Genomic DNA, 17,607 nt, shown 5'->3' on the forward strand with positions numbered 1-17,607 from the left:
CGTGTGCCTTCCCCTGCAACGTACCCGGTGGGGTGAGGGTTCCCCGACGCGCTCGCCGCCGCCGCCGCGACCGCGCCGCGGCGCCTCCCCGAGCGGCGAGGAGCCCGGAGCGTGCGCGGGTCGCCGGAGCGGGACGGTACGGAAGCGGGGTGCCGTGCACGGCGATCGGCAGGTGTGCTGCCCCGGCCTGCGACCGTAGGTTCGCGGCCATGCGACGTTGGATTCCGGCGGTAGGCGCCGCCCTGCTCGCCGCGGCGCTGCCGGTGTGCGCGGCGGCGGAAGGGCCCGTACATGCCGGCGACCGGCCGGGCGGTGCGGATACCGCCCAGATCGACGCATTCGTCGAGCGCTACGTCGACGAGCAGGGGCTGGCCGGTGTTTCGGTGGCCCTGGTCCGCCGCGGTGAGATATTGCACACCGCAGGGTACGGACACGACTCCGCCGGCCGCCCGGTCACCGAGGACACGCCGATGATGGTCGCCTCGCTGGCCAAGTCGATGACGGCGATGGCGGTAATGCGCCTGGCCGAGGCGGGCGAGGTCGACCTGGACGCGCCGGTGCGGCGCTATCTGCCCAGATTCCGGCCGACCGACCCGCGGGCCGCGCGCATCACCGTGCGCCACCTCCTGGACCACAGCTCGGGCCTGGCTTCAGGGCTCCTCAGCCCCGACCGGCAGGCCAAGGAGTCGCTGCGCGAGGCCGTGGCGATCCTGGAGACCATGGAACCGGCCGCCGAACCCGGCGTGCAGCACCGCTATTTCAACGGCAACTACTGGCTGCTGGCGCGCATGGTCGAGACCGTCACCGGTGAGCGGTTCGGCGACCACCTCGACGCGGCCGTGTTCACCCCGCTCGGCATGGACGACACGGTGGCCTTCGAGAACACCGGCCGGGCGGTGGAAGAGATCGGCGGCCTGCAGACGGGTCACGCCTCCGCCTACGGCACCACCGTCCCGGCCCCCGAACCCGCCGACTTCGCCGCCGGCGCGGGCGGCGTCGCCTCCACCGCCGCCGACATGGCCCGCTGGCTCGCGCCCTACACCTCCGGCGGCCGTACCGCCGACGGCGAACCGTTCACCTCCGCCGCCACCGTCGAGGAGATGCTCACCCCGTCCGCGCCCGGCGGCCGGTACGCGCTCGGCTGGCGCGACGGCACGCCGGCGGGCAGCGACCGCCCGCGCATGTCCCACGGGGGCGCGTCGTTCGGCTACAGCGCCTACCAGGGCCTCTACCACCGCGGCGAATACGGGGTGGCGGTGCTGAGCAACACCTTCACCGCACCCGTCGAGACCGCCTATCCCATCGCCGCGGGGATCATGGACATCGTCGAGGGAAGGACGCCGCCGGCGTCGGCGCCCGTCAACGCGGCGGCGGACTATTTGCTGGCGGCCCTCACCGCGGTGAGCGCGGCACTGGGGGTGCGCAGGGCCGTCCGGGCCCGCGCCTGGGCCCGGCGCTTCGGCGGCCGCTCCCGCCTGCGGCCGGCGGCGCGCCTGGCGCCGCGGCTGCTGCCCTTCGCGCTCGTGTGCGGGTTCGCCGCGCTGGTGGCCCTGAGCGGGGCGGACGCCGGCTTCCTGCGGCTCTGGATCGTCTGGCCCGCGCTGGGTGTGTGGGGCCTCGTCGCGGCACTGGCGAACCTGGCGACGTTTTGCCTGCGCATCGGCGCACTGCGGCGGGTCGCCGCCGAGTGCGGGCCACCGCAGGGGTGAGCCGGGCGGCCGGCCTCACCCGCCCATCTCCTCCACGGCGCTGTTCAGCCGGCGCGCCAGCTCTTCGGCGTCCTCGCGCGACACCTGCTCGGGCTCGTCGGCGATCCCCAGCTCGTCGCGGCCCGCCAGGCGCAGCGCGCCCCGGTAGCCCGACTCCTCCAGCGCCGACTCCGCGACGACCTCGGCCCGCCCCCGGTGGACGACCAGGACGGGGCTGGGCTCCTCGGAACGCAGCAACTGGAGTACGTGCTCGGCACTGACGGTCGCCACCGGTGGGCTCCTTCCGCTCGGCTCCCGGCCCGCACGCCCGATCCCCGCACGAGGCCACGGGCACGGCTACCCGCCCGGACCGGCCTGACACCGTGCCGCCGACCTTCGCGGCGCCGGATGCGGTGCCGCCCGATGCGTCCCGCAGCGCCGATCACCGGTCGCGGGGAGGTCCCGCCCCGCGCCGCACTTGGCAGACTGGGAGCATGGCGGCCCGAGAAGGCGAGGACGACGCCAAGGCGGCGGTACGGCAGGAGTCCTGGCAGGCGCTCCAGGACGCCGGTGCCGCACGGTTCCCCGGGGTTCGGGGGCGGATTCCCAACTTCACCGGCGCCGAACGCGCGGCGGAGCGTTTGGCGGGGCTGCCGGAGTGGGAGCGGGCCGCGGTGGTCAAGTCCAACCCCGACTCCCCGCAGTGGCCGGTGCGCACCCGTGCGGTGGCCGGCGGCAAGCGCCTGTACATGGCGGTGCCGCGGCTGGCCGAGGAGGCTCCGTTCCTCCTGCTGGAGGCCGAGCGGCTGGACGTGCCGCCGCGCACGGCCACATCCATCAAGGGGTCGGCCCGGCATGCGCGGCCCGTGGCGCTGACGGAGATGGAGCGCGTCGACCTCATCGTGTGCGGCAGCGTCGCGGTGGACCGCGACGGTCGGCGCGTCGGCAAGGGCGGCGGGTTCTCGGATCTGGAGTTCGGCCTGCTCGCCGAGGCCGGGCTCGTGGACGAGCGCACCGCGATCGCCACGACGGTGCACCCGGTGCAGGTGGTCGAGGGGCCGCTGCCCGAGACCGGGCACGACTTCCGCGTCGATGTGGTCGTCACGCCCGAGGAGGTGCTGCGCACACCGGCACCGGGCCGTCCGCGCGGCATCCTGCGCGACCACCTCACTCCCGAGAAGGCCGCCGCGGTCCCGGCGCTGCGGACCCTGTGACCGCCGCCGCGCCGCCGGCCGGCGATCACCGGACCCGCGGGCGGCCGCGCCGCCGGCCCCGCTCACCCGGCCGCGGACCGCCCGCGGGTCCGGTCTCAGCGCCCCGGCGCGCCGCGGGTCTCGGCGAGGTCCCCGGCGGGTTCGGGCGCGGCCGCGGCGTCGTCGTCGGGCGGAGAGTCGGGGGCGATGGTCTCCGTCGCGTTGAGCTCGGCGGCGGCCTGGCGGCTCAGCCCGAAGAAGTAGGTCAGCACGAATCCGGCGATGTAGCCGACCACGAGCCCCAGGCCGTAGACCAGAACGGCGGCGCCGATTCCCTGGTTGCCCTGCACCAGGGGGAACAGGGCCCATCCGGAGGGGCCGATCGCCGTGGAACCCGCGCTGACCCCCAGCTGGTTGGCCAGGCCCAGGAAGCCGCCGCCGACGGCGCCGCCGGCGCAGGCGGTCAGGAAGGGGCGGCCCAGCGGCAGCGTCACGCCGTAGATCAGCGGCTCGCCCACCCCCAGCAGGCCGGCGGGCAGCGCCGAGCGGATGGTGGTGCGGATGCCCTCGTTGTTCTTGAGGCGCAGGTAGAGCGCGAATGCGGCGCCGACCTGCCCCGCGCCCGCCATCGCCAGCACCGGAAGCAGCACGGTGTAGCCGTCGATGTCGATCAGTGTCGTGTGGATCGGGATCAGGGCCTGGTGCAGCCCGAGCATGACCAGCGGCAGGAACAGCCCGCCCAGGATCAGCCCCGCCAGCGCCCCGGCCTGCCCGAGCAGCCAGTCGGCGGCCACGCCGATGGCCGCGGACACCTCTCCGGCCAGGAACATCAGCCCGTACACCGTGACCAGGCCGGAGACCAGCACGGCGACGGTGGGGGTGACCAGAATGTCCAGGGTGCCGGGCACCCACCGCCGGGTCCAGCGCTCGACGTAGGCGCACAGCACCGCCGCACCCAGCGCGCCCAGTACGCCGCCCTGGCCGGGGGCGAGCTCGACGCCGAACGCCTGCACGTCGGCCACCCCGGCGAAGGGGATGATGGCGGCGACGGCGCCGCCCAGCACCGGGGTCCCGCCGAACTCCTTGGCCGCGTTGACGCCCACGAACACCGTGATCAGCGACATGAAGCCCTTGGCGATGGCGTCCAGCGCGGGCAGTACGGGCCCCAGCCAGCCGAGGTTGGCGAACACCCCGGTGACCCCGGCGAGGATGCCGCAGGCGATCAGCGCGGGGATCAGCGGCACGAAGATGTTGGCGATGCGCCGCAGGAACAGCTTGAACGGGGTGGCGTTGCGCCGCTTGTTCTCCGCCCGGATCGCGGCGCCTTTGGCGGCCAGGGCGGCGGCGTCGGTGTCCGCGCCGCCCGGGGCCGAGGCCGGTCCCTCCCCCGCCCCGGACCCCGCGCCGCCCGCGGCGGCGCGCTCGGTGTCGACGAGCCGGGTGAACTCCTCGGCGATCTTGGAGACCGCGGCCGGGCCCAGCACGATCTGGAAGGTCTCGTCCTCGACCACGCCGAGCACCTTCGGGTGGTCGCGGATCTCCTGGTCGCGGACCAGCGCGCGGTCGGCGACGCCGACCCGCAGCCGGCTGATGCAGTTGGTGACGGAGGTGACGTTGCGCTCGCCGCCGACGAGCGCGAGGAGGTCGTGCGCCGTGGCCGCGTGGCCGGTGGCACCCGAGTCGCTCATTGCCAGCTTCCTTCCGGGCTCGGGGGGTGGGGGGATTCAGTCCCCGCGGGCGGCGGCTTCGACCGCCTCGCGGAGTCGGCCGCCGCTGGCGTCGAGCAGGCGGCCGGCTTCCTCGGCTCCGACTCGGCCGAGGATGGTGAGGATGGCGGTCTTGACGTCGCCGGAGCCGGCGGTCAAGGCCCGCTCCACCTCGTCGTCGGGGGCGCCGGTGGCCATCTCCACGATCCGGTGGGCGCGTGCGCGCAGCTTGTCGTTCGTGCTGCGCAGGTCGACCATCAGGTTTCCGTAGGTCTTGCCCAGGCGGATCATGGTGGCGGTGGACAGCGTGTTCAACACGAGCTTCTGGGCGGTTCCGGCCTTGAGCCGGGTGGAGCCGGCGATCAGTTCGGGCCCGGTCTCGACCTCGATGGCGTGGTCGGCGGCCGCGCCCAGCGGCGATCCGGGGTTGGACGACACTCCGACGGTGAGGGCGCCGCGTTCGGCGGCGTGGCGGACCGCGGCGACGGAGTAGGGAGTGCGGCCCGAAGCGGAGACGCCCACCACCGCGTCCTCGGGGACGAGCCCCAACTCCTCCAGGTCGGCCGCAGCGGCGCGGGTGTCGTCCTCGGCGCTCTCCACGGCGTCGCGGATCGCCGCCGGCCCGCCGGCGATCAGCCCGACGACCTGGCCGGGGGCGGTGTTGAAGGTGGGGCGGCACTCCGATGCGTCGAGTACGCCCAGCCGGCCCGCCGTACCGGCTCCGGCGTAGATGAGGCGCCCGCCGCGCTCCATCCGTGCGGCGATGGCGTCCACGGCGGCGGCGATGGCCGCGGCCGCGGCGCCGACGGCGGGGGCCACGGTGCGGTCCTCGGCGTTCATGGCGCGCACGATGGCCTCGGTGGGCATCCGGTCGATCCCGCTGAGGTCGCTGCGCCGGGCCTCGGTCGCCAGCCCGGCCAGGTCGGTCCGGAGGTCGTCGACGGGGTTGCCGGTTCCGCTGGTTTCCGTGGCGGCCAAGTGAAGCAGTCCCTTCCGACGCGTGCGCCCATCGAGCTGCTCGAAAATTCCCACCCTCGACAAAGAATGTCAAGAAGGAAACTTTCGTCGGTTCCGCGCGGGCCCCTCCGACCGGCCGGGGCCTCCGCCGACGGCGATCGCGTCCCGGACACCACAGCGCCCCCGCGCCGCGGTACCGGATTCGGGCAGCGGCGCGGGGGCGCGAACGGCGGACGGCCGGGGTCAGGCCGACTGCAGGACCTTCGTGTCGAGCTCGTGGGCGAAGTGCTCCAGCTTGCTCGCGGTCTCCTCCTCCTGCTTGAGGATCGTGGTGAGGCTGTTGGCGAGTTCGTTGTCGCCCATGGCCATGGCCTTGTCGATCAGTCCGCGGTAGGTGGCGATCTCGAAGTGCTCGGTCTTCAGCGCGCCGCCCAGCGCGAACATCGTCAGGACCTGCGACGAGGGCTTCTGGGCGGTGAAGTCCTTGTACTCCGTGCGGATGGCGTCGACGACCCCGCACGGCACGTCCTGCGGCTCGGCGCCGAGGTGCCGGAAGCACCCCTCCAGGATCTCGGCCTGCTCCTGGGTCTCACGCTGGTGGGTGCGCATCATCTCGGCCAGCGTGTCGTTGTCGATGTCCCGGGCCACCTCCTTGAGCATCTCCACGATCGTCTTCTCGCCGTTGTACATGGCCGAGAGCTCGTAGAGGCACAGGTCCTTGGGTTCCTTCAAGCGCACGATCGATCCCCCGAATCATCGGTGTGCTCTGACGAGTGGCACGCCTACCCGCGAAGGGGGGATCCGAACGCGGTGGCCAGGGCCGGGCCGGCCGGGCACCCTCGGACTAAGATGAAACCGTGAGTCGAACGGATGCCGCCTCCCGGGTGATCGCGGCCCCGCCCGAGCGGGTCTATGCCGCCCTCGTCGATCCCGACGCGCTCGCCGCCTGGCTGCCGCCCGAGTCGATGAGCGGCAGGTTCGAGCACTTCGACGCCCGTCCCGGCGGGTGGTACCGGATGGTCCTGACCTATGCGGACCCCGCCGCCGCACCGGGCAAGACCGACGCGGGCTCCGACGTCGTCGAGGCCCGCTTCCTGGAACTTGTTCCCGGCGTCAGGGTCGTGCAGGCCGTCGACTTCGTCTCCGACGACCCGGCCTACGCGGGCACCATGACCATGACGTGGGAGGTCTCCCCCGCCGGCGCCGGAGCCCGGGTGGACATCCGCGCCGAGAACGTGCCCGCCGGCATCTCGGCCGAAGACCACGCGGCCGGCCTCGCCTCCTCCCTGGCCAACCTCGCCGCCTACACGGAGGGCCCGCCCGGCCGGGCGGCTCAGGCGGGCAGCGTCTAGCGGCGATTCCGGGCATGCGCGGCCGGTGGCAGCCGGCGAGTGCAGCGCTAGCGAGGGTTGACGCCGAACATGTGCCGGTAGGACAACTCGCCGCCGAGCCAGCCGGAGTAGGCGAGGATCGCCGTGCTGAGGGCGGTGAGGATCAGTCCCGACGGCAGGACCGCGGCTTGCGGATCGGGCAGCCGCAGCAGGAAGGAGACCAGCAGCAGCACCACCACGATGCCGTTGGCTGCGCCGTGGCGCAGGGCCGAGGGGTGCCGGCGGATCGTGCGGCTGGCGAGGAAATCGACGAACCCGGGCACGGCGGCGATCAGGCCGCTGAACAGGCCAGCGCCCACCAGCCACGTGGCGGCCAGCGCCCAGGCCCGCGAGCCTTCGGCCAGGTACCCGATGTCCGCGGCCAGGGCGGCGATGACCATGCCGATCGGCAGCGGAACCAGCATCGGATGGATGGGGTGCCCCTTGATCGCCGCACGGCTGGGCGTCGGCTCGTGACTCATTGACCACTCCTTCCGCGCAACGGGCCGCTACCCGGGACGCCGAACGAGTTAACCGCCCGCACGGCGGATGCGTGCTCGGGAGCGGCGCTGCGCCCTCAGCCGCGGCTCCCGGCCGAGCCGGCCTCGGGTCGAGGGTGCTCCGGCGGCAGGCGGCGTTGGGGCGCATCGTTTGCCCGGAAACGGCGGGGGTAGCGACGGCCCCGTGGATGCCGTCTGAGACGCCGCCGTCGGAGGGATCTGGGGATCGTGCGAGTCAAGGATCGCGTCGTCGTCATCACCGGAGCCTCAAGCGGTATCGGCCGGGCCACCGCCCTCGCCCTCGCCGGCAAGGGGGCGTCGGTGGTCCTGGCCGCCCGGCGCGAGGAAGCACTGGAAGAGGTCGCCCGGCAGTGCCGCAGCCGCGGCGGGCAGGCCCTCGCCGTCCCCACGGACGTCACCGACCCCGAGGCCGTCGAGGCGCTCGCGCGGCGCGCGGCCGACCGGTTCGACGGTATCGACGTGTGGGTCAACGCTGCGGCGGTGACCATGTTCGGACGCTTCTCGGAGGTACCGCTGAAGGATTTCCGCCGGGTGGTGGACACCAATCTGATGGGCTACGTCCACGGTGCCCGAGCCGCCCTCCCCTATCTGCGCGACCGGCGCAAGGGCGTCCTGGTCAACGTCTCCTCGCTGCTGGGTGTGATCGCCCAGCCCTACACCCACGCCTACTGCGCCACGAAGTCCGGCATCCGGGGCCTCAGCTCCAGCCTCCGCCAGGAACTGCGGCTTGAGGGTGCCTCCAACGTCCACGTGTGCAGCGTGCTGCCGCCCACGATCGACACCCCGATCTTCGAGCAGGCCGCGAACTACACGGGGCGCAGGGTGCATGCGATGCCGCCGATCTACACGCCGGAGCACGTGGCCCACATCATCGTCGGCCTGGTGCGCGTGCCGCGCCGCGAAGCGGCCGTGGGCCCCGGCCGCGGGCTGATCGCCCTGCACAAGGCCGCCCCGGGGCTGAGCGAACGGCTCATGCAGACGCTGACCGACCGCCTCCACCTGTCGCACGGGGAGTCCGCGGCCGCCGGCTCCGGCAACCTGTACCGGTCGACCCCCGGCACCGGGAGCGTCCACGGGGGCTGGCACGGCCGGCGCCGCACGGCCGCGCGCCGCCTCGCCGCCGCTGCGGTGGTTGGCGGGATCGCCGCTGCGGGCGTCCGCCGGATCCGGCGCTGAGCGCGACCCCCGCGCGCCGTGCTGCCGGGACACTCCGTCCCGCAGACCCGGTGAGCGGTTCGGCCGCCTGCGCTTTCACCCGCGGGGGCCGGGCGCCTCCTCGGTGCTGCGGGCCGGGGCTTCCCGCGGCGAGGCCTCGGGGGAGCCGACGCCACCGCCGCGGCGCTCGGTGAGGTGGGCGCGCACCGACCAGGCCACAGCCGCGATCCAGCTCGCCCAGACCACGGCGTAGACGGCGGCCTGCACCGCTCCGGAAGCGGAGACGATCTCCGCGTCCATCAGCGTCCGGGTGTTGGTCAGCACGATGACAGCGCCGACGACCGACCCGAGGATCCGCGCCGGAACGTGCCGCACGACCCATGCCGCCAGCGGAGCCGCGATCACCCCGCTGACGAGCAGCGCGGCGGCCCATGCCACGTTGATCCCGGCCGAGCCGAGGCCGACGAGGAAGCCGAGGCTGGCCGCCAGTGTCACGATGAACTCGCTGGTGTCGATGGACCCCACGACCTTGCGGGGCTCGATGCGCCCGCTGGCCAGCAGCGCCGGCGTCCCCACCGGCCCCCATCCGCCCCCGCCGGTGGCGTCGACGAACCCGCCGAGCAGGCCCACGGGCACGAGGAAGCGCCGGTGCAGCGGTTTGCCCAGCCGGTGCCGGGGCGTCCCCCAGGCGGTGAAGCGGACGAGGATGTAGACGCCCAGCGCGAGCAGCAGCAGCGCCATGACCGGTTTCGCCGCCTCGGTGGACAACCGGCTGAGGAAGGTCGCTCCCGCGAAGGCGCCGACGGCCCCCGGCAGCGCGATGCGCCGCACGACGGTCCAGTCGACGTTGCCCAGGCGCCAGTGCGCGGCCCCGGAGGCCAGCGTGGTGCCGATCTCGGCCAGGTGGACGGTGGCCGAGGCGGCGGCCGGGTTGGTGCCGAACAGCAGGAGCAGGGTCGTCGAGGTGACGCCGTAGGCCATGCCGAGGCTGCCGTCGACGAACTGGGCGACGAGCCCGGCGATGCCGAGAAGGATGACGGTGCGCAAGCGAGCCCTCCTGACCGGGGGAAAGCCGAGGGCGGACCGCAACGGCGGCGGCCTGCCACTCCACTTATCCTACTTTTTTAGTATGGAATAGGGCCGCACCCGCCCTCGCCCGTCCGCCGCGTTCGGCACCGCACGCGCGGCAGCGCGGCACACCGACCCGGCGACCGCGCCTGGCGGGCCGCCCTACCCGACCATGATGCGGATTTCTTCCCCACAAAACAAGTAGGTTTTTAGGTGTAATACGCCGATCCGGATCGGCGCTCCCGCGCGGCCCGTCCCTTCGCCGCTCCAGGGCCGCTCGGTCGAGTCAGGCCGAGTCGCGCACGACGAGCTCGGTGGGCAGGACCACGCGGTCGCTCTCGCGTTCGGCGGGCGGCGTGAGCACCATCCTGACCATGGCCGTCGCCTGCTCGACGACCGGATGGCGCACCGTGGTCAGCGGCGGATCGGCGAAGCTCGCGGCCTCGATGTCGTCGAACCCCGCCACGGCGACGTCGTCGGGCACCCGGCGCCCGGCCTTGCGCAGCGCCTGCAGGGCGCCGATGGCCATCAGGTCGTTCGCGGCGAACACCGCGTCGAGTGCGGGATCGTCCTCCAGGAGCTGGCGCATCGCCGCGGCTCCCGAGGCCCGCGTGAAGTCCCCGACCGCCACGATCGAGCGGCGGTCGGAGGCCCGCAGTGCGTCGCGGTACCCGATGAGCCGGTCCTGTCCCGCGGTCATGTCCTGGGGCCCGGCGATGGCGGCGATGCGCCGGCGGCCCGCGGCGAGCAGGTGCCGCACGGCCTGCTCGGCCCCTCCCACGTTGTCGTTGTCGACGTGGGGCAGGGGCACCGCGGCGGCGGGCCGCCCGTAGGACACCGCCGGAACCGACATGCGGGACAGGGCGATCGGCAGCGGGTCGGCACCGTGCATGGACAGGAGCATGACCCCGTCCACGTGCCCGCCGGAGACGTAGCTCTCCACCCGCTCCTGGGCCTGCTGCGAGCCGGCCAGCATCAGCACCGCCTGCTTGCCGGCGGCCTCAAGCTCGCTGCTCACCGTGCGGACGACCAGGGAGAACAGGGGATCGTCGGAGAACACGCGCGTGGGGGGCTCGGAGACGACCAGGGCGATGGAATCGGTCTGCCGCGTGACCAGGCTGCGCGCCGCCGAATTGGGCACGTATCCCAGCTCGTCGATGGCGCGCAGCACGGCGTCGCGGATCTGCGCGTCGACGGTGGTCTGGCCGTTGACGACGCGGGAGACCGTCGCGCGCGACACCCCCGCGCGAGCCGCCACAGCCTCCAGAGTGGGGCGCCTGGTATCCACTTGTCCTCCCTGCCGCACAGCCCTTCGACCGCGGAAGAGAGCGCTCTCAGGCGCATCCGCGGTGCCGATCGGCTACGGTAGCGCAGCCCGACAGGCGGCGTCCCCCGGCCAGAGGGGGGAAGCGACGGCCGCAACCGGTCGCGTCGCGCTCGGGCGCGCCCCCTTCGCCGGCGGCGCTTTCGCCTCATCATCCCAGCAGGGGGCGTCGGTGCGGAAGGAACAGGCGGCGCCGGCGCGCGCACACCGCGCTGCCGCGTCCCCCTCCGGAACCCGCCGGCCGGCGGGTTCCGGAGGGGGATCCGGACGCCTTCCCCGCCTTGCCCGTCGGCGGCGGTTGTGTCATGTTCGTTGAGTGAGAGAGCGCTCTCTCACCGCAGGGGTCGCGCCCGGTTCCGCCGGCGCAGCCGGGTCCGACGGCCTGCGACTCCCCGAGCACATCCCCCTGACGCACGGAAAAGAGGTCGGAATGGAGACCCCCCGATCCCCCCGGTCCAGACGTCCGCGCAGAATCCTCGCCGCGCTCGCCGCACTCCTGCTGCCCATCGGCGCGTCGGGTGCGGCGGCGGGCCCCGCTCACGCCGACGTCCCGCCCGATCCGCAGGGCTGGAACCTGGTGTGGAGCGACGACTTCGAGGGCCAGGCCGGGAGCCTGCCCGACTCCGACGACTGGATCGTCGACACCGGCACCTCCTACCCCGGAGGACCGGCGAACTGGGGCACCGGAGAGGTGCAGACCTACACCGACAACCCCGAGAACCTCGGCCTCGACGGGCAGGGCAACCTCCGCATCACCCCCCGGCGCGACGCGTCGGGGCAGTGGACCTCCGCCCGGATCGAGACCCGGCGGGCCGACTTCAAGCCCGCTGACGGGAACACTCTGCGCATCGAGGGCCGGATCCACCTGCCCGAGATCACCGGCGAGGCCGCGCTCGGCTACTGGCCCGCGTTCTGGGCCCTGGGCTCGCCCTACCGCGGCGACTACTGGAACTGGCCCGCCGTCGGCGAGTTCGACATCATGGAGAACGTCAACGGGCTGAACCGGGCCTGGGGCGTGCTGCACTGCGGGGTCACCCCCGGCGGACCGTGCAACGAGACCCAGGGCCTGGGCGCCAGCCGGGCCTGCCCCGACTCGAGCTGCCAGTCCGGCTACCACACCTACCGCTTCGAGTGGGACCGCAGCGGCTCCACCAGCGAGCTGCGCTGGTACGTCGACGGCCAGCAGTACCACAGCGTCACCGAGGAACAGATCGGCGCCTCGGCGTGGAACGACATGACCAGCCACGCCGGCTACTTCATCCTGCTCAACGTGGCCATGGGCGGCGCCTTCCCCGACGGGGTGCAGGGCAGCGCCACCCCCACCGCCGCCACCCAGCCGGGCGCCTCCATGCTCGTCGACTACGTCGCCGTGTGGGAAAGCGCCTCGGGCGGCGGTGATGACGGCGGTGGCGACGACGGCGGTGGCGACGACGGCGGCGGTGGGGGCGTGGACGCCCGCTCCACCATCCAGGGCGAGGACTACCAGGCGCAGTCGGGGACGGCTCTGGAGACGACCTCCGATACCGGAGGCGGGCAGAACGTCGCCCGGATCGCAAACGGCGACTGGCTCCGCTTCGACGGCGTCGACTTCGGCTCCACCGCCGCGCACCAGTTCAAGGCCCGCGTGGCCTCCGGCGCGGCCGCGGGTGTGAGCGGCCTGGTCGAGGTCCGGCTGGACAGCCCCACGGCCGCACCGGTCGCGAGCTTCGCCGTGGCCAACACCGGCGGCTGGCAGAGCTGGCGCACCGTTCCGGCGAACATGAGCGCGGTGACCGGCACGCACACCGTCTACCTGACGTTCTCAAGCGGCCAGCCGGCCGACTTCGTCAACCTGAACTGGTTCACGTTCTCCACGTCCTGACCCCGCTGGCCGGCGCGCCGCCCGCACCGAGGGCGGTGCGCCGGCCGTCCCCCCGGTCCGGGCCGGCCCCAGACCCCGCTCGCGCCGTCAGCCTCCGGCCGCCGCGGCGGATTCCCCCGCCGCCATCCGCCGCCGCCGGTCCTCGTGCGCCCGGGTCTCCTCCAGCAGCCGCTGGAGCGATTCGCGGGTGCTGATGAGCCCCTCGATGTGCGCGGAGAGCCGTTCGCACTCCCGGCTCAGCCGCTCCAGGGCCGCTTCGGAGTTCTCCTCGCTGGGCCGGTCGACGCAGGGCAGCAGTTCGGCGATGGTCCTGCTGGACAGGCCCGCGGCGTAGAGCCGCTGCAGGAACTCCACCCGGGCCACCTGGTCCTCGGTGTAGTGCCGCTGCCCGCTGGCGCTGCGGGCGCTGGCGAGCAGCCCCTGCTCCTCGTAGTACCGCAGCGACCGGACGCTGGCTCCGGTCCGCCTCGCGAGCTCCCCGATACGCACGTGTTCCTCCCCGCTATGAGCTGCGGCACAGCGACTTGCCTCTGACACCGATGTCAGGTTCTAGCTTAAGCGCAGTGCCCGACGGCCGGGCACCATCGGGAAGGAGAACCCCGTGCCCACACTCTTCCACCCCTATCGGCTCGGCGACCTGGCGCTGCCCAACCGGGTGGTCATGGCTCCCATGACGCGGGTCCGCGCCGCCGCCGGCGGTCTGGCGACACCGTCGATGGCGGCGTACTACGCCCAGCGGGCGAGTGCCGGGCTCATCGTGAGCGAAGGCGTGCAGCCGAGCCTGATCGGGCAGTCGAACCCCGGCACCCCCGGCCTGCACACCGACGACCAGGTCGCCGCGTGGCGGCCGGTCACCGACGCCGTGCACACCAACGGCGGGCGCATCTTCGCCCAGATCATGCACGGCGGCCGGGTCTCGCACCCCGACACCACCGGCATGCGGCCGGTCGGGCCCTCGGCCGTTTCGGCCGTCGGCGAGGTCTTCACCCCGACCGGCCCGCAGCCCGCGCCGGCCCCGCGCGCCCTGGACACCGACGAGGTGCCCGAGCACGCCCTGGCCTACGCGGCGGCGGCGCGCCGCGCCGTCGACGCCGGCTTCGACGGCGTCGAGCTGCACGGCGCCAACGGCTACCTGATCTCGCAGTTCCTGTCGTCCAACGCCAACCTGCGCACCGACCGCTACGGCGGCTCGATCGCCAACCGGATCCGCTTCGCCGTGGAGGCGGCGTCCGCGACCGTCGACGCCGTGGGCGCGGCCCGGACGGGCATCCGGCTCTCGCCGGGCGGGGGGTTCTGGGGCGTGGAGGAGGACGATACGCCCGAGCTCTACGCCGCGCTCCTGGCCGAGCTGGCCCGGCTCCAACCGGCCTACATCCACCTGGAGGCCACCGCCGACGAAGAGGTGCTGGTCGGGCTCCGCCGCGCCTGGCCCGGGACCTTCGTCGTGAACCCGTCGGTTCCGATGGGCCCCAAGCAGACCGGCCGGGCCGAGGCCGACCGCTGGCTCGACCTGGGCGCCGACCTCATCAGCTTCGGCCGCGCCTTCATCGCAAACCCCGACCTGGTCGAACGCCTGCGCACCGGGGTCCCCCTGGCTCCCGTCGACGAGGACACCTTCTACCAGGGCGGCGACAGGGGCTATCTGACCTACCCGGCCTACCAGTACACGGCCTGACCTCGGTGGGCCGCGGCGGGGGCCGCGGCCCACCGGGTCGCCCGGGGCGCGGGCGCTGCTAGGCGGCGGGAGCGTTGCCCGCGGTGGTGTCGGTCTTCAGCCGCAGCGCGTCGGCGACCCGCCCCCAGTCGACGTAGGAGAAGCCGGTGGCATCGCGTCCCGGGTCGGTGTCGGGGCCGGACTCGGGCTCGTCGTGCACGACCAGCAGGCCGCGGGTGTAGTCGCCGACGGCTCGGTTGGTGACCGCGAGCCCGTCTGAGCCGTGGATGTCGTCGACCCCGTCGCCGGCGACCCGGAAGGTGCCCAGGGAGCGGTTCCGCCCCTGCGTGGTGTAGACCGCGAACCGGTCGTCGCCCTGGCTGGAGACCAGGATGTAGCCGGTTCGGCCGGGTCCGTAGTAGATGCCGACTCCTTCGGCGTCGGCGGTCAGGTTGGTCCCGCCGTAGGAGGGGGCGTCGGGGTCGTCGGGCTCGCACTCGTCGGTGGCGGGGTTGTACGTGGCGGGGACGCCGAAGCCGGCGACCCTGTCGACGAGCACCGGATCGCCCGAGCCCAGGGGCAGCGGGATCCGCCACAGCCCGACGTCTTCCTGGGCGGCGAACAGCGTGCCGGTGCGCTGGTCGACCGCCACCCCTTCCAGGTGCGGACGCGTCCCCGGTTCGCCGCAGGGCCGCCACACGGTGCCGTCGGGCAGCTCGAAGCGTGCGGGCAGGTCCATCGTCTCGATCCCGGTGTAGCCCACGGTGCCGCCGCGAGGGACGATCCGGGCGGTGGCGATCGAGGTCTCGTCGGCCTGGGTGGCCACCGCGTAGGCCTCGTCGGCGTTCGGCTGCCAGACGGCGACTCCGTAGGCGGTGCGCTCCTCGGCGACGGCCTTGCGGTCGGGGTTGAACAGGAAGTCCTGGCCGGGCGCTGTGACCTCGGTCAGCGGCGCCTCGGCGGCCGCTCCGGCCGGGTCGATGGTCCAGAACCTCAGCTGGTCGTTGTAGCGGTCCGAGACGACGGCCACGTCGGCGGTCTCCCCGCCGACGGTGATGCCGGTGGCGATGTCGACGTTGTTGTAGCGGCCGTCCACACCGTCGTCGCCCGGTGCGGGCGCGGCCGCGATGGACTGGATCTCCTCGGAGTCCAGGTCGTAGACCCGCAGGCCGCCTTCTTTCGCGGTCGCCAGCACGAGACTCCGGCCCGGGTCGCTCGGGTGCACCCAGATCGCCGGGTCGTCGCCGGAGGCGTTGCCGCCCTGTTCGTCGTCATACAGCGGGGGCGTTTCGTTGTCGGTCGTCACCACGGCCGGCCCGGTCCCCCGTTTCCGGGCGGGCTCGGCTTCCTCCGCCGCGGCGGCGGGTGCGAGGGGGCCGAGGAGCGCGATCGCGGTGAGTGCCGTGAGGGTGAGGCGCATGAGCGCGATCCTCGCCCACGGCGGCGTGTGCCGGGTGGCCGGACCGCGAACTTCCGGAGAACGCGGGCGCGGCTGCTCCCGGCACGCCCGCGGCGCCGCCCCTCCTCCCCCGTCGGCTCAGCGTCGGTCGGGCGCGGTGCGGTGGAACCAGGTCTCCCCCACCACCATGTCGTCGACGCCGTGGTCCTCGCAGTAGCGCACCAGGTCGGACATGCGGTTGATGAAGCCGCTCCCCTTGAAGTTCAGCGACGTGTTGCACAGCATGCCCGGCCCGCCGGTGCGCTCCGCGAAGGCGCTGAGCAGGGCGTGCAGGCGCGGGTTGGTGTCCGTGCCGACCGTCTGGACGCGCGCGGAGCCGTCCACGTGGGTGACCGCGCCGTACTCCGCGGTGCGGAACTCCCGGAAGTACAGCATGTAGGGGTCGGGGAAGTCGTGGGCGAAGACCGCGGCCGTGTCCTCCACGCGGCAGCACGGGGCGATTGGGCGGTAGTCCTCGCGCTGTTTGATGCGGTTGAGCCGGTCTCTGGTGGCCGGGTCGCGCGGCTCCGCCAGCAGCGAGCGGTTGCCCAGGGCTCGCGGGCCGATCTCCCAGCGGCCCTGCACCCAGGCCACGACGCGGCCGGAGCCGAGTGCGTCGGCGATCCCGCGCAGGTCCGCGGAGCGCCGGTGCCAGCGCGCGCCGTCGGGGTCGCGGTCCCAGACGAACTCCCGGCCGCTGTAGACGCTCCAGTCGATGTGCGGATCGCCGGTCGCCGCGAGCTGGGCGTCGGCGGCGGTGCCGATCGCCGAACCGGAGTCGTTGGTGCAGGGTGGCACGAACACCGAGGAGAAGTGCCCGTCGAACCGCCAGCGCGCGTTCCATTCGCAGTTCAGCCCGCAGCCGCCGGAGATCCGCAGCGGCAGGCCGGGCGGCAGCTCCTCTTTGGCCATGCGGAAGAACGTGTCGAAGAGGCGGTCGCTGAGCAGCGCCGCGGCGTCCACCGCGACCTGCGAGCGCACACCGGAGTTGTAGACGGGGCTGTCGGCGAAGGCGCCCTTGGGCGCCGGGTAGATGGTGGGGGTCTGCAGGATCCGTTCGACGGTGCGCACGGTCTCGGCACCGGCGGACTCCGCGTCGCCGTAGGCGGCGAGGGCCATCAGCTTGCCGCTGTCGCTGAGGTCGGGGACGGCACCCTCGTCGGGGAACGTGGGATCGGCCAGGGCGAACAGGAAGGCGTAGCGGGCGCCGGGCTGCTCCAGGACGGGCAGCTCGCGCTGAATGCGGAACTCCTCGTCGAGCAGGTAGAACGCGCCGGTGACGCCCTCCCATACCAGTACCACCTGCGCCTGGGGCGGCTCCGGCCGCGGCGCCATGCCGACCGCCATCATGATGTGCGAGCGGACGTGGGAGGAGGAGAACATCTCCGCCTGGCGGCCGAAGAACCGCCTCCGGTGCCGGACGGGCGCGGCCGTGCCGTGGTAGCCGGCGCCGATGGGCGCCTTCCCGCTCTGCCAGCCGCCCAGTGCGAACACGTCGGGGAGGCGGTCGAGGCTTTCGGCGTTGTCGAACAGGGCCGCGGGGGTTAGCGGGGAGTGCCGGGGGAAGGAGTCCTTCTCCGCCTCCAGCGACTCCACCAGCACGCCGTCCTCGACGACGGCGACGGACCCGTCGTGGCCGGGCTTGAACGCGGCGATGAGCATGCACACTCCC

Annotated in this window: 16 protein-coding genes; 6 read left to right on the forward strand and 10 right to left on the reverse strand. The window is 73.6% G+C overall.

Going from position 1 to position 17,607, the window contains the following annotated elements:
• The first annotated feature begins 209 nt into the window (after positions 1 to 209).
• Positions 210 to 1,709 carry a serine hydrolase gene (locus tag FZ103_RS12460; protein ID WP_156001221.1) on the forward strand — a complete coding sequence of 500 codons (1,500 nt, stop codon included), beginning with the start codon at positions 210 to 212 and terminating at the stop codon, positions 1,707 to 1,709.
• A gap of 15 nt (positions 1,710 to 1,724) precedes the next feature.
• On the opposite strand, the gene FZ103_RS12465 is transcribed toward FZ103_RS12460, so the two are convergent.
• On the reverse strand, positions 1,725 to 1,979 hold the full coding sequence (locus FZ103_RS12465) for a hypothetical protein (RefSeq protein WP_186356202.1): 255 nt from the start codon (positions 1,977 to 1,979) through the stop codon (positions 1,725 to 1,727).
• A 203-nt stretch (positions 1,980 to 2,182) separates the two neighbouring features.
• Here FZ103_RS12465 and FZ103_RS12470 point away from each other — a divergent pair, with 203 nt between their 5' ends.
• The gene (locus FZ103_RS12470; RefSeq protein ID WP_156001223.1) at positions 2,183 to 2,902 is read left to right on the forward strand and encodes a 5-formyltetrahydrofolate cyclo-ligase; all 720 of its coding nucleotides are present in this window, start codon (positions 2,183 to 2,185) and stop codon (positions 2,900 to 2,902) included.
• A 95-nt stretch (positions 2,903 to 2,997) separates the two neighbouring features.
• Here the strand turns inward: FZ103_RS12470 and FZ103_RS12475 are convergent, their stop codons facing one another.
• The 3 genes from FZ103_RS12475 to FZ103_RS12485 all read right to left on the reverse strand — a co-directional run bounded on the left by FZ103_RS12475 (position 2,998) and on the right by FZ103_RS12485 (position 6,282).
• Positions 2,998 to 4,569 carry a PTS transporter subunit EIIC gene (locus FZ103_RS12475; protein ID WP_156001226.1) on the reverse strand — a complete coding sequence of 524 codons (1,572 nt, stop codon included), beginning with the start codon at positions 4,567 to 4,569 and terminating at the stop codon, positions 2,998 to 3,000.
• A 36-nt stretch (positions 4,570 to 4,605) separates the two neighbouring features.
• Complete coding sequence (gene murQ / locus FZ103_RS12480; protein ID WP_156001229.1) at positions 4,606 to 5,565, reverse strand: N-acetylmuramic acid 6-phosphate etherase; 960 nt, start codon at positions 5,563 to 5,565, stop codon at positions 4,606 to 4,608.
• 222 nt (positions 5,566 to 5,787) lie between these two features.
• Positions 5,788 to 6,282: a ferritin-like domain-containing protein gene (locus FZ103_RS12485; RefSeq protein WP_186356203.1), complete on the reverse strand. Its 495-nt coding sequence runs from the start codon at positions 6,280 to 6,282 to the stop codon at positions 5,788 to 5,790.
• Between the two features lie 119 nt (positions 6,283 to 6,401).
• On the opposite strand from FZ103_RS12485, the gene FZ103_RS12490 reads away from it, so the two are divergent.
• The gene (locus FZ103_RS12490) at positions 6,402 to 6,896 is read left to right on the forward strand and encodes an SRPBCC family protein (protein ID WP_186356204.1); all 495 of its coding nucleotides are present in this window, start codon (positions 6,402 to 6,404) and stop codon (positions 6,894 to 6,896) included.
• A gap of 47 nt (positions 6,897 to 6,943) precedes the next feature.
• On the opposite strand, the gene FZ103_RS12495 is transcribed toward FZ103_RS12490, so the two are convergent.
• Positions 6,944 to 7,396: a DUF2231 domain-containing protein gene (locus FZ103_RS12495; RefSeq protein WP_156001232.1), complete on the reverse strand. Its 453-nt coding sequence runs from the start codon at positions 7,394 to 7,396 to the stop codon at positions 6,944 to 6,946.
• A gap of 246 nt (positions 7,397 to 7,642) precedes the next feature.
• Here FZ103_RS12495 and FZ103_RS12500 point away from each other — a divergent pair, with 246 nt between their 5' ends.
• Positions 7,643 to 8,611 (forward strand): SDR family oxidoreductase, encoded by a 969-nt coding sequence (locus tag FZ103_RS12500; protein WP_186356205.1) that lies wholly within the window; start codon positions 7,643 to 7,645, stop codon positions 8,609 to 8,611.
• Between the two features lie 75 nt (positions 8,612 to 8,686).
• Here the strand turns inward: FZ103_RS12500 and FZ103_RS12505 are convergent, their stop codons facing one another.
• A complete protein-coding gene (locus tag FZ103_RS12505) occupies positions 8,687 to 9,637 on the reverse strand; it encodes a sulfite exporter TauE/SafE family protein (RefSeq protein WP_156001237.1) in 951 nt (316 codons plus the stop codon).
• A gap of 307 nt (positions 9,638 to 9,944) precedes the next feature.
• Entirely contained in the window at positions 9,945 to 10,946 is a 1,002-nt protein-coding gene (locus tag FZ103_RS12510; RefSeq protein WP_186356206.1) for a LacI family DNA-binding transcriptional regulator, read from the reverse strand.
• 466 nt (positions 10,947 to 11,412) lie between these two features.
• On the opposite strand from FZ103_RS12510, the gene FZ103_RS12515 reads away from it, so the two are divergent.
• Positions 11,413 to 12,843 (forward strand): glycoside hydrolase family 16 protein, encoded by a 1,431-nt coding sequence (locus FZ103_RS12515; RefSeq protein ID WP_156001240.1) that lies wholly within the window; start codon positions 11,413 to 11,415, stop codon positions 12,841 to 12,843.
• Positions 12,844 to 12,930: 87 nt separating this feature from the next.
• On the opposite strand, the gene FZ103_RS12520 is transcribed toward FZ103_RS12515, so the two are convergent.
• Positions 12,931 to 13,332 carry a MerR family transcriptional regulator gene (locus FZ103_RS12520; protein WP_186356207.1) on the reverse strand — a complete coding sequence of 134 codons (402 nt, stop codon included), beginning with the start codon at positions 13,330 to 13,332 and terminating at the stop codon, positions 12,931 to 12,933.
• A gap of 112 nt (positions 13,333 to 13,444) precedes the next feature.
• Here FZ103_RS12520 and FZ103_RS12525 point away from each other — a divergent pair, with 112 nt between their 5' ends.
• On the forward strand, positions 13,445 to 14,518 hold the full coding sequence (locus FZ103_RS12525) for an alkene reductase (protein WP_186356208.1): 1,074 nt from the start codon (positions 13,445 to 13,447) through the stop codon (positions 14,516 to 14,518).
• 58 nt (positions 14,519 to 14,576) lie between these two features.
• On the opposite strand, the gene FZ103_RS12530 is transcribed toward FZ103_RS12525, so the two are convergent.
• Both FZ103_RS12530 and FZ103_RS12535 read right to left on the reverse strand, forming a co-directional pair.
• Positions 14,577 to 15,917 carry a phytase gene (locus FZ103_RS12530; RefSeq protein WP_156001246.1) on the reverse strand — a complete coding sequence of 447 codons (1,341 nt, stop codon included), beginning with the start codon at positions 15,915 to 15,917 and terminating at the stop codon, positions 14,577 to 14,579.
• A 117-nt stretch (positions 15,918 to 16,034) separates the two neighbouring features.
• Positions 16,035 to 17,597: a carbamoyltransferase C-terminal domain-containing protein gene (locus FZ103_RS12535; RefSeq protein WP_156001249.1), complete on the reverse strand. Its 1,563-nt coding sequence runs from the start codon at positions 17,595 to 17,597 to the stop codon at positions 16,035 to 16,037.
• Between the last annotated feature and the right edge of the window lie 10 nt (positions 17,598 to 17,607).

Source organism: Streptomonospora sp. PA3, assembly GCF_009728995.1.
GTDB lineage: Bacteria > Actinomycetota > Actinomycetes > Streptosporangiales > Streptosporangiaceae > Streptomonospora.

Bases quoted from the DNA above. Each gene is read 5' to 3' on its own strand.
- FZ103_RS12495 (WP_156001232.1), bottom strand. From the start codon at position 7,396: ATGAGTCACGAGCCGACGCCCAGCCGTGCGGCGATCAAGGGGCACCCC.
- FZ103_RS12530 (WP_156001246.1), bottom strand. From the start codon at position 15,917: ATGCGCCTCACCCTCACGGCACTCACCGCGATCGCGCTCCTCGGCCCC.
- FZ103_RS12470 (WP_156001223.1), top strand. From the start codon at position 2,183: ATGGCGGCCCGAGAAGGCGAGGACGACGCCAAGGCGGCGGTACGGCAG.
- FZ103_RS12475 (WP_156001226.1), bottom strand. From the start codon at position 4,569: ATGAGCGACTCGGGTGCCACCGGCCACGCGGCCACGGCGCACGACCTC.
- FZ103_RS12460 (WP_156001221.1), top strand. From the start codon at position 210: ATGCGACGTTGGATTCCGGCGGTAGGCGCCGCCCTGCTCGCCGCGGCG.
- FZ103_RS12535 (WP_156001249.1), bottom strand. From the start codon at position 17,597: ATGCTCATCGCCGCGTTCAAGCCCGGCCACGACGGGTCCGTCGCCGTC.
- FZ103_RS12515 (WP_156001240.1), top strand. From the start codon at position 11,413: ATGGAGACCCCCCGATCCCCCCGGTCCAGACGTCCGCGCAGAATCCTC.